An 11,275-nucleotide genomic window follows, 5' to 3' on the forward strand; every position below is an offset into this window, starting at 1 on the left:
TGTGGCGAGTTGCCTGATCGAGGTTAACGGCTTGTTACAGAGGAACTTGAGGTGCGCGAGATCACAAAATGGTTAACTGATTGAATAGCGTGATCATAAGAGCGCTTATTGTCACCGGCCTTACCCTGCCCCCTTTCTGACCGCTCTGGTGTTAACTTCCATGACAGTCGCTACGTCACGCTTTCGGCCTTCAGTTCGCCGTCCGGAAGCGTCCTGAAAGGGAATATGGCGCAAGCGCTGGTTCCTTTGTGTTGTGCTAACAGCGGACGTACTCGCCCCACGTATAGTGCATTTCTAAGCTGCCCACGCACAGAGCCTAAAAATTTGCTGCAAGATGCCGATACATGAACTTCTTAATCAATATATGAAGGACCATATATGTACTTCGTACGCTCTTTAATTCGTCTGCTTTCTTTGCTGTCTCTCCTGCCGTTTTCTTGCGTCCAGGCTGCAGATATGCCCGAATTAACAGGTGTCATCACGAATCCCTTTTCCGTTACCCGCATCCACGATCGGGTAAATTTCATGGTGTCGTTAAACTTCAATAACGGAAAAACGGCGCAACAATGGCGGTCGATTGATTGCAAACAGGGCAAAGCACAGCTCCTGTATAAGGATCTGTTAAATGATAAGGGCTTTACCATCGCTCGTTATTACGGTAACAGCTATCTCCGGTATGCGCCTGCACAGGATGATCAGCAAATTACCGCAGACGATATTCACAAGGTGTGCAAACTCCCCATAAAAGAGGCTCAGTGGGAAAAGTTATCAGCCACGTCTGAAATCGGCACCACCAAACTGGTCGATGTGAATAGCATTCAACACACTGGCGATATTTTATCGGTTCGTCTGGGATATGATTACGCAGATATCATCTGGGAACCGCCTTACGATGCGCCGCTGGGATTAAAAACAGAACACTACCTGTACAACTGTAAAACCCATCAGGGTGCTGTAATTGCTGCCATGAATTTCGACAGCGAGGGGCGCGTTACAGATTCACTCATCACTGCTGATCTTGTTCGCCGCAAAAGTAGCTTCAAAATTGATACTCAGATGACACAACGTTTCGATCAGCTCTGCCAGTTACCCGCAGGAAAAAAGTTTACCGCTGAAGGACATTTTGTGTCCGCTGCGAATAAGCCAGCATCCACGTTGATGGGGCCATTAATGCCAGACCTGAGTAAAAATAATTCGCAGTGGCTGGATAAGTATTCTCTTTCTGCTGAAATTGAACGGCAGGCACAAGCACTGATTAAACCCTGGGCGCTGCCACGCTTCAAACAAATCCGTTATACCGAAGTAAGCACGCTCGGTAAGGTTGAAGTGCAGCTGGATGCACAGCCAAATGGTTATGTACGTAAGCTGGAAGATTACGGTATCTGGAAGGTGCAACGTTTGACGCTGGCTAATCAGTTGCAGCTTAAGTTCACCATGTCCATCAGCACAGGCGCATCACTCCTTAATAAGTTGCAGACGGATCTGCGTTTTCCGCTAGTAACGGGTCAACAATATCAGGCGCAATGGGAAAGTATTGACTCCGATAAGAAAATTACGTCTTCACGGTTACGCTGCAAGGTAACCTCGATGGGAGACGCAAAGAGCATTGCGGATGAATTTAGCGGCAAATATCTCTTAGTCGAGTGTCAGCAAACTGATTCAGGACAAGCGGGTAGCCGTGTCAGACTCGCCTGGCTGCAGGATCTCAATGTGTTCGTCACCGTTGCTATGCAGGTAGGTGATAAGCCGGAAAGCCTGGTGAAACTGGAAAATGTAAGTGTAATACGTTAATCAGCAGGCAGGCACACAGCATTTATTATTTATGGTATCTGAAATGAGTGAATTTAAAGATTTTGAGCTTGTAAAGGAATCACTGTTAGAGTTTATTAAAAAAAAGGAAGTAAAAGCCAGATTTGCCCATGTCGTGGCCAATGAGTACAACGACTGGGAAAAATGGTTTCAAATTGAGTTTGAATATTTCCTTTTGAATGAGAAGGGTTTTCACACCAGAAGGGAGTTGAAGGCGAAATCTGATCAAAGAAGCAAACTCAATCGTTTTTACATGTTTGTCGATTTGATTTTCAGAAAACCTAATACTGCCAAGGATCAGTACATCTACCTTGAATTTAAGCGGGCAATAAAAGCGACAACGTTAGTCAAAGGAATGTTGCACGACATATCCAAAGTGAATTCGATCGTTAAATCACACTACATTGAGACTGAAATTAAGCAGCGCTCATTTTGGTGTGTGGGTTTTTATCACTCTTTCCATAATTTGACGGTTGACCGTGCACAGGAAGAGATCAAGCAATACTCCAAAAGCTTTCACGAACCGGTGTATCTATGCTCGTGCCGGGGCGCATCACATTATGATGAATGCCCAAAAATCGGCGTAGTCATCATCTGACAGGTCTGTTTCCTGCGTACCTGAACCTTGCATAACTGACTCATCACAGCATCGCGCGAAAAGTATTCGTTGCCTATTGCAACTATGACTTATCGTTGCGATGCTGATTGGGCTGACCCGCTACGTTTAAATTATTTCAAGGGTGATAAAGATTAATTTCATGGTGCTCCTGACCAGGCATTAACGATTAATCCTGCGCCGGAAATAAACAGAATGACGTCTATCAGCACGGCAAATTGTGTGACTGACAGTCTCTGGACTATCACCTTCGTACTCAGAGTGCCCAGCATAATGCCACTGCCCACTAACACACCGGTGAGCACAACCTGCATTGAGAGCGCCTGCTGGAAGGCGAACGTACTGACCTTGCTGAAATATAACAGCAAGGCACTCGATGCTTCCGTGCCAATAAACGCGCCACGGCTCAATCCATAGGCGGTAAAAATCAGCACGCTCACCGGTCCGGTGGAGAGAACCAGTCCGGTCAGAAAACCCACCACGCCACCACAAAGCCCTAACTGCTTTATCGAGAGCGTCCAGTGACTGTTTTTCAGGTTGCGTCTGACCAAAATCATCACCCAGAAAAACAGACCCAGCGCGCCATCAATGATCCAGGCGGGTAAAGAGAGCAGCACATGCGCGCCTAACGACGCAGCTGGCACGCCAGGCAGGCTATAGGCCAGAGTGGCGCGCCAGTCGATTTCACGCCACCAGACCGCGATGCGCGAGAGATTTCCCAGGATTGCGGCGATAGCCATGACTGGCATCGCCACTCTGGGGCCGAAATTGCTGACCATTAGCGGCAGCAGCAGTAACGAAGAACCGGTGCCGATGATGCCACTCAGCGCCCCGGAGAGGATCGCGATCAGCGTCAAAAAGAGATAATCACCCACTGAGTTTCCTCATTTTCAACGGCAAAGCACGCATGTTAATGAGGGCAATTCGATCATAATATCGATAAATATTGCCCATCACTGATACTAAAAGTCACAGATGAAAAAACGTAACCTGCCGCCGTTGAATGCATTGCGGCTGTTCGAAACGGCCGCGCACGCCAACAGCCTGAGCGACGCGGCTGAGGAATTAGGGGTGACCCACGGTGCCGTTAGCCGTCAGATCAAATTGCTTGAAGAGTGGCTGGGACAACCGTTATTTGAACGCCAGGGACAGCGCAGCGTGGCGGCGGAACATGCCCGGGCTTTTGCCGCAGAGATCAGCACCGCTTTTGACATCATCAGCGATGCTGCGGTGCGCTTTGGCAAAACACCCAACACCCGCACGATACGCGTCAATGCGCAAACCACCTTTGCGATGCACTGGTTGATCCCGCGCCTGCCGGCATTCCACAGCCAATATCCCGACATTGAAATCTCGGTATCCACCTCAAACAGTTCGGAGGTGAAAGGGCTATCTGGCTTTGACGTATTGATTCGCCGGGATGCGCTGAACAAACCTGAATGGCGTTACTTTGAGAAGAAAGCGTTATTTGAGGAAAAGCTCACCCTGATTGCCGCGCCGAAACTGTTAGCCACAAAAGCGCTGAACACCCCTGCAGACCTGGCAACCCACGTTGTCGTGTTATCCAGTACGCGGTCAGGCGAGTGGGAACGGTGGATGAAGCAGGCTGGCGTCGGGGAGGTGCGCCCGGAACGTTTTCAGCGATTCGAACACAATTATATTAGTCTGCAGGCGATTATTGATGGCGTCGGTGTGGGTATCGGTGGAATACAAATGCTGGGACATGATCTGCAGGGCAACCGGCTTGTCACCCCGTTAGCTGTTGAGGCGAAGGGAAGCCGCTACGTGGCGTTAATTGCGCCTGACGTGGATAAATCATCGTCGCTAAACCGCTTTGTCGCATGGCTGGAACGGGAAGCATGCGGTTAATACCCGCCTGGTCGCTGCCAGAGGGGTATATCGGGGCTTTTTCTGCAGGCACTACGGTGCGGGCTCCACCACTTCCTGGCGCGGACGGAACACATGATCGCTGCCCTGCGCCAGCAAACGCTGCAGCAGCTGCTGGCCGCCGCGATCGTCCGCCTGGGCAAACAGCCGCTCGGCTTCGGTGATCGGCGTCGCCCACAGCAGATTTGGCCGATCGCCGTCGCGCTTCGGCAGCCGCAGTTGCGCGTTTTCGCCCGCCAGCCCGTTGGCCAGCAGGAAGCTTTCAAAGCCGACCGGCGCAACTTCCGACGCCAGCGTGTGCCCTTCGCCAATCCACGTCAGCCGCGCCCATGGCAGATGAGCAAACTCCGCCAGCGCGCTGGCCATCTGCACCGCGTTGGTCTCGGTCATCACTTCGCCATCCACCGCCATCGCCAGCTCTACACGCCGGTACTGCGGTGCCAGCTCGTCAAACAGGTAATCCACCTGCGGCATCGGCCGGATACTCATGCCGAGCGTGAAGAAATACCACACGCCGTTATGCCAGTGCTGCGAAATCGCCATTGGCGGCCAGTTGCCCTGATCGATGGCGTAATATTTTACCGACTCACCAAACTGCGCCTGGTAACGTTGCAGCAGCTCGCTCTGCACGCGATCCCACTGCTGGCCATCGTGCCAGTCACGCCAGAAATGACGCTGCTGTTCGGCGCGCGCGTAGTAATCGTTGGTGGAGGCTGAGCCGAGCGGCGCGGTGAGACGGTTCTCTTTGATGCAGCCCGCCGAGAAGCTGACCTGCTTGTCCTGATACAGGCTCCAGCCGGGGATCACCGCCAGCAGCTGGCCGTAATACCACAGCGCGGCACCGTCGTCGCTGGGCTCCCACAGAATCTGCAGGCCGGCCGGATCGAGCATCGGCTCCGCTTCCAGCGTGCGGCAATAGCTGGCGCTGAGCAGCGGCGCAATACCCTGCTCCATCGCTTCGCGATCTTCCTGCGCCGGTGCCGGCAGCAGATTGCGCAACCAGCAGCCGCGCACGGCGTACTGACTGCGGAACAGGTCGTTCGGCCAGATATAAAAATAGGCGGTACGCGCATCCTGTTCGACGATGGCGGTTAAAGTGTGTTGCTGATTCGGCACCTCAGCAATCAGAGGTTGGTGTGTCATAACGCCTCGACAATGCCTGGAGGGATCCATTTTCCCCGAGAATAGAGCAGGATCGGCACTCGCGCCATGTGACACAAGGGTAAAACTCTCAAAGTGCGCCAGGCCATCGTTCAGCCCGGCTTAAGAATGGCAGGGGCAGCGGCGGCGAAGCTTCAGATTTTTTTGCGATTCTTTTACCGCTTCGCATGCTATTGTCAGCGCACTCTTCTGTTGCGGAGCTGTCGTCATGGTGCTGCAAACCCTCGATCTCAATCTGCGCGAAATCGTGATTCTCGCCCTGCTGCTGTGGCTGTTTGTCCGCTATACGTGGGTGATGGCAGCCCTGACGCTGATCGTCGCTGCCATCGCGCTGCTGGTGCTGCTGCCGCTGGATATCTACTACACGCTGGTGCCGCTGGCGCTACTGGGCGTTGGCCTGGGCATGCTGCTGCATCACTATCAGCAACGCCAGCTCCTGCTGAAACGCGAGGCGCGCACGCCGCGCAGCTACACCAGCAAGCAGGATGAATTTCACCTGTAACGCGGATCGCGCCCCATGCGCTGCATGGCACGCGCCCAGGCGCCACGCTGAATTGACCAGCGCAACAGGGCGGCAATCAACGCGATCTGCTTATCAATCCGCCATTGCGTCACTGACCCGATCGGCTGTTGCATCAGCTGTTGCGCCCAGTCGGGCAGCAGACCACAGCCAGCCCGCAGCATGACGCGCATCGCCGGTTTCGCCTGCCAGCTGGGTGCCGGCGCGTTAAGCAGCAGCTGCATCACTTCGTGAGTGCGCGCATCGTAAACCAGCTCTGCCCGCATCGCCTGTAAATAGGCCTCAACCGCCTCTACGCTTTTCGGCACCTGCTGCGCGCCAAGCGCTTCCGCCACACGCGCCGCTTCGGCGTAATAACGATCGCGATCGGCGAGGCTGAGCTGCGGATTTTTGTAACGCAGATGCGCGGCCAGGAAGCGGCTGGTTTCTGCAACGTGCACCCAGGTGAGCAGATGCGGATCGCTGGCGGCATAAGGTTTGCCGGTGTTATCGATGCCGGTGACGCGCAGATGGATGCGTTTAACCCGCTCAATCAGGGTATGCGCATCGGCGGTGTTGCCGAAGGTGGTGACCGCGATGAACTGGCTGGTGCGCCGCAGCCGGCCGAGCATATCCTGGCGGAAACTGGAGTGATCCCACACGCCCGCCAGCGCCGCCGGATGCAGCATCTGTAGCATCAGCGCGCTGATGCCGCCGCACAGCATCGCTGGAAAGTCGCCGTGCACCTGCCAGATGATGTGGTCAGGGCCGAACAGGCCGGGATCGCCCGGCGGTTGAGAGATGTCAAATTCGTTGAGCGACAGGCCGTTAAGGCGAAAGACCTGCTGTTCGATGCGGTGGCGGAGATTCATTTGTTCGTTCTTGCGCTAATGACCTTTCCCTCACCCCAGCCCTCTCCCGCGCGCGGGAGAGGGGGCAGTCCGCTGAAGCTGGCAGGTCAGAGGATAATATCCGCTAAAAGTCGGTTTGATCGTTTCCCTCTCCCGCCGGGAGAGGGTTAGGGTGAGGGAAACCAGGATAACAAACCCTCAATTACAAATAATCGAACTGCGCATCCTGGGTTCTGACCGAATCCAGACCGATCATCACGTTGAATTTGCCCGGCTCGGCGACGTGCTGCATCTTCTGATTCCAGAACTTCAGCGCATCGACATCAATCTTAAAGCGCACGGTCTGCGACTCGCCGGCCTTCAGCATAATGCGCTGGAAGCCGCGCAGCTCCTGCACCGGACGGCTGATACTGGCGACCGGATCGTTCAGGTACAGCTGCACCACCGTGGCACCATCGCGTTTGCCGGTATTCGTCACCGTCACGCTGGCTTCCACCGTGCCGTTACGCGGCATGGTCGGCGCAGACATCTTCACCGGTGACACGCTGAACTGGGTATAGCTCAAACCATAACCAAACGGATAGAGCGGACCGTTGACCGCGTCGTAGTAGTGCGAGGTGTACTTGTTCGGCTTCTCGAAATTGTACGGACGGCCGGTTGGCAAATGATTGTAATAAATTGGAATCTGCCCGACCGAGCGCGGGAATGACACCGGCAGTTTGCCTGATGGGTTGTAATCACCGAACAGCACATCGGCGATGGCGTTACCGCCCTCGGTACCGCTGAACCAGGTCTCCAGCATCGCATCCGCCATGCGGTCCTCATTCACCAGCGCCAGCGGACGGCCATTCATCAGCACAATCACCAGCGGTTTCCCGGTGGCTTTCAGGGCCGCCAGCAGCTTCTGCTGGCTCGGCGGGATCACCAGGTCGCTGCGGCTCGACGCTTCATGCGCCATGCCCTGCGCCTCGCCCACGGCCGCCACTACCACGTCCGCTTTTTTCGCCTGCGCGACCGCTTCGTCAATCAACTGCTGTGGCGAACGGGCATCGACGCTGACCGCCTGCTCATACAGGTTGAGGAAGTTCTGGATACCTTTGTTATCAGAAATATTGGCCCCTTTGGCATACAGCACGGTGCCTTTGCCGGCCATGGCGCTGCGCATGCCCTGCAGCAGCGAGACAGATTGCTTCGCCACGCCCGCAGCCGACCAGCTGCCCATGATATCGCGCTGGCTATCGGCCAGCGGTCCCACCAGCGCCACGGTGGCCTCTTTCTTCAGCGGCAGGGTTTCATGCCAGTTTTTCAGCAGCACCATACTGCGGCGCGCCACGTCGCGCGCTTCCGCCCGGTGCAGGCGGCTTTCCGCATTGGTGTCCTGCGGATCGCTGCCTTTCGGACCGAGATGGCTGTACGGGTCGTTGAACAGGCCCATGTCATATTTAACGTTGAGCACGTGACGGGCCGCATCGTCGATTTCCGCCATGCTCACCGCGCCGCTTTTCACCAGTCCCGGCAGGTATTTGCTGTAATACTCGTCGCTCATGCTCATGTCGATGCCGGATTTCAGCGCAATGCGCACGGCATCCTGCGGATCGCTGGCGACGCCGTGTTTGATTAACTCTTTGATGGCACCGTGATCGCTGATGGTGATGCCTTTGAATTTCCAGTCGTTGCGCAGAATATCTTTCAGCAGCCAGCTGTCGGCGGTGGCCGGGGTGCCGTTCAGCGAGTTGAGCGCCACCATCACGCCGCCGCTGCCGGCATCCAGCGAAGCTTTATACGGCGGCAGATAATCCTGGAACAGGCGCTGCGGGCTCATGTCGACGGTGTTGTAATCGCGACCGCCTTCCACTGCGCCGTAAGCTGCAAAGTGCTTAACGCTGGTCATGATGGCGTAGCGGTCGGCTGCGCTCTTGCCCTGCATGGCTTTGACCATCGCACTGCCCATCTGCGACGTGAGATAGGTATCCTCGCCAAACCCTTCAGAGCCGCGGCCCCAGCGCGGTTCGCGCGACACATCCACCATCGGCGCCCAGGTCATGTTGAGGCCGTCGTCTGCCGCTTCATAGGCTGAAATGCGTCCCACTTCGCTAACGGCTTGCAGATCCCAACTGGCGGCGAGGCCAAGCGGAATCGGAAAAATAGTGCGCTGGCCGTGCACCACGTCATAGGCAAAGAACAGCGGCACCTTCAGGCGGCTGAGCTGCATGACCTGATCCTGCATGGCGCGGATATCCGGACGCGTTACCGTATTGAAAATCGCCCCGACCTGGCCGTGCTGAATCATGTCGCGAATCGCCTCTTTCGGCGTATCCGGACCGACGCTGATCAGGCGCATCTGCCCGATCTTTTCATCCAGCGTCATTTTGCTCAGCAGCTGATTAACAAAGGCGTCGCGCGCCTGTTCCGTCATTGGATGGGGGCCGAACAGATCGTCCGCAAACGCGGGTTGCACGGCAAGGGAAACAGCGAGGCTAACAGAGTAAATCCATTTCATCAGGTCGGGTTCTCTTAAGTAACTGCGCAATATCGAAATAACCGGGGCAGTGTGCCACAAGATGAGGATAGCAGGTAGCCGCCATTGTCACACTGCGCCCCCGTGGCCGACGCGTGCTACAGTAGAAACGCCACGTTAACGACAAGGATAGGCTAATGAATAACAACACCTCACACCCTGCCCTGCTGTCCGAGCTGCGCCGTCTGGTCGGCGCATCACAGCTGCTGACCGACGCGGAGCAGACCGCACGCTATCGTAAGGGTTTCCGTTCCGGCGAAGGCGATGCGCTGGCGGTGGTTTTCCCCGGCTCGCTGCTGGAGCTGTGGCGCGTGCTGCAGGCGCTGGTACAGGCCGATGCCATCGTGCTGATGCAGGCCGCCAATACCGGCCTGACCGAAGGTTCAACGCCCAACGGCAACGATTACGATCGCCCGGTGGTGATCATCAGTACCCTGCGTCTCGACAAACTGCAGCTGATCGACGGCGGCAGGCAGATTCTCGCCTTCCCCGGCAGCACACTGTATCAGCTGGAGAAAACCCTCAAACCGCTCGGGCGCGAGCCGCACTCGGTGATTGGCTCCTCGTGCATCGGCGCCTCGGTGCTGGGCGGCATCTGCAATAACTCCGGCGGCTCGCTGATCAAACGCGGCCCGGCCTACAGCGAAATGGCGCTGTTTGCGCAGGTGGACGCCGACGGCAAGCTCCGGCTGGTCAACCATCTGGGCATCGACCTCGGTCATTCGCCGGAAGAGATTCTCGGCCGGCTGGACGACGAGCGCTGGCAGCCGGATGATGTGCGCTGGGATGCGCGCCACGCGTCCGACCACGAATACGCCGAGCGGGTGCGGGACATTCATGCCGATACGCCGGCGCGTTTCAACGCCGACCAGCGGCGCCTGTTTGAGGCGTCAGGCTGCGCCGGCAAACTGGCGGTGTTTGCCGTGCGGCTCGACACCTTCCCCACCGAGCCGAAGCAGCAGGTGTTTTACATTGGCACCAACGACCCGGCGACGCTCGGCGAGCTGCGTCGCCACATACTGGCGGAGTTTACCCATTTACCCGTCGCCGGTGAGTACATGCACCGCGATATTTTCGACATCGCCGAGGTCTACGGCAAAGACACCTTTGTGATGATTGATAAACTCGGCACCGACAAGATGCCGCTGTTTTTCACCCTCAAAGGCCGGATTGATGCCTGGCTTAGCAAGCTGAGCTTCGTTAAGCCGCACCTGACCGATCGCCTGCTGCAACGCATCAGCCGCTGGTTCCCGGCACACCTGCCGAAGCGCCTGAAGCAGTATCGTGACAAATACGAGCATCACCTGATGCTGAAGATGTCCGGCGACGGCGTGGCCGAAGCGCAGGCGTATCTGCAGGAGTATTTCCGCGAAGGCGGCGGTGAGTTCTTTGCCTGCGACGCCAAAGAGGGCGCGCACGCCTTTCTGCATCGTTTTGCCGCAGCCGGTGCCGCCGTGCGTTATCACGCGGTGCACGCTGACGAAGTGGAGGATATTCTGGCGCTGGACATTGCGCTGCGCCGCAACGATCAGGAGTGGTTTGAGCGCCTGCCGCCGGAGTTTGATAACGATCTGATTCATCGCCTTTACTACGGCCACTTCTTCTGCCACGTGTTCCATCAGGATTACATTGTGAAGAAAGGCGTAGATGCCCATGCGCTGAAGGAGAAGATGATGGCGATCCTCGCGGCGCGCGGCGCGGAGTATCCGGCAGAGCATAACGTTGGCCATCTGTATGCGGCCAAACCGCAGCTGCAGGCGTTTTATCGCCAGCTCGATCCGACCAATACCTTTAACCCGGGCATCGGGAAAACCAGTAAGCAGAAAGGCTGGGCGGTGAAAGCCTGAAGGAATTAACGCTGTCCCGGTGGCCATAAATGGCCACCCTACAACCGTCGGGTCGGCATTGATGCCGCCCTCGTATTTACGATCACG

General features: G+C 56.2%; 9 protein-coding genes. 5 read left to right on the forward strand and 4 right to left on the reverse strand.

The window, feature by feature from the left end; all coding sequences use genetic code 11:
• Nucleotides 1-378 precede the first annotated feature (378 nt).
• Nucleotides 379-1,791, forward strand: a complete 1,413-nt coding sequence (locus FT726_RS24150) for a hypothetical protein (RefSeq protein WP_152391208.1) — start codon at nucleotides 379-381, stop codon at nucleotides 1,789-1,791.
• A 43-nt stretch (nucleotides 1,792-1,834) separates the two neighbouring features.
• The gene (locus tag FT726_RS24155) at nucleotides 1,835-2,407 is read left to right on the forward strand and encodes a hypothetical protein (protein WP_288422754.1); all 573 of its coding nucleotides are present in this window, start codon (nucleotides 1,835-1,837) and stop codon (nucleotides 2,405-2,407) included.
• Between the two features lie 158 nt (nucleotides 2,408-2,565).
• On the opposite strand, the gene FT726_RS24160 is transcribed toward FT726_RS24155, so the two are convergent.
• Complete coding sequence (locus tag FT726_RS24160; RefSeq protein ID WP_288422755.1) at nucleotides 2,566-3,300, reverse strand: sulfite exporter TauE/SafE family protein; 735 nt, start codon at nucleotides 3,298-3,300, stop codon at nucleotides 2,566-2,568.
• Nucleotides 3,301-3,400: 100 nt separating this feature from the next.
• On the opposite strand from FT726_RS24160, the gene FT726_RS24165 reads away from it, so the two are divergent.
• Nucleotides 3,401-4,294: a LysR substrate-binding domain-containing protein gene (locus FT726_RS24165; protein WP_288422756.1), complete on the forward strand. Its 894-nt coding sequence runs from the start codon at nucleotides 3,401-3,403 to the stop codon at nucleotides 4,292-4,294.
• A gap of 51 nt (nucleotides 4,295-4,345) precedes the next feature.
• Here the strand turns inward: FT726_RS24165 and FT726_RS24170 are convergent, their stop codons facing one another.
• Nucleotides 4,346-5,455 carry a suppressor of fused domain protein gene (locus tag FT726_RS24170; RefSeq protein WP_288422757.1) on the reverse strand — a complete coding sequence of 370 codons (1,110 nt, stop codon included), beginning with the start codon at nucleotides 5,453-5,455 and terminating at the stop codon, nucleotides 4,346-4,348.
• A gap of 226 nt (nucleotides 5,456-5,681) precedes the next feature.
• Here FT726_RS24170 and FT726_RS24175 point away from each other — a divergent pair, with 226 nt between their 5' ends.
• Entirely contained in the window at nucleotides 5,682-5,975 is a 294-nt protein-coding gene (locus tag FT726_RS24175; protein ID WP_215480127.1) for a hypothetical protein, read from the forward strand.
• Here FT726_RS24175 and FT726_RS24180 read toward each other — a convergent pair.
• Both FT726_RS24180 and bglX read right to left on the reverse strand, forming a co-directional pair.
• Nucleotides 5,966-6,844 carry an oxygenase MpaB family protein gene (locus FT726_RS24180; RefSeq protein ID WP_288422758.1) on the reverse strand — a complete coding sequence of 293 codons (879 nt, stop codon included), beginning with the start codon at nucleotides 6,842-6,844 and terminating at the stop codon, nucleotides 5,966-5,968. The genes FT726_RS24175 and FT726_RS24180 overlap by 10 nt on opposite strands.
• Before the next feature lie 181 nt (nucleotides 6,845-7,025).
• The gene (gene bglX, locus FT726_RS24185; protein ID WP_031279874.1) at nucleotides 7,026-9,323 is read right to left on the reverse strand and encodes a beta-glucosidase BglX; all 2,298 of its coding nucleotides are present in this window, start codon (nucleotides 9,321-9,323) and stop codon (nucleotides 7,026-7,028) included.
• Nucleotides 9,324-9,478: 155 nt separating this feature from the next.
• Between bglX and dld the strand changes: the two genes are divergently transcribed.
• The gene (gene dld / locus FT726_RS24190; RefSeq protein WP_346303581.1) at nucleotides 9,479-11,188 is read left to right on the forward strand and encodes a D-lactate dehydrogenase; all 1,710 of its coding nucleotides are present in this window, start codon (nucleotides 9,479-9,481) and stop codon (nucleotides 11,186-11,188) included.
• Nucleotides 11,189-11,275 lie beyond the last annotated feature (87 nt).

The sequence above is a fragment of the Pantoea sp. Morm genome (genome assembly GCF_016643525.1).
GTDB lineage: Bacteria > Pseudomonadota > Gammaproteobacteria > Enterobacterales > Enterobacteriaceae > Pantoea > Pantoea dispersa.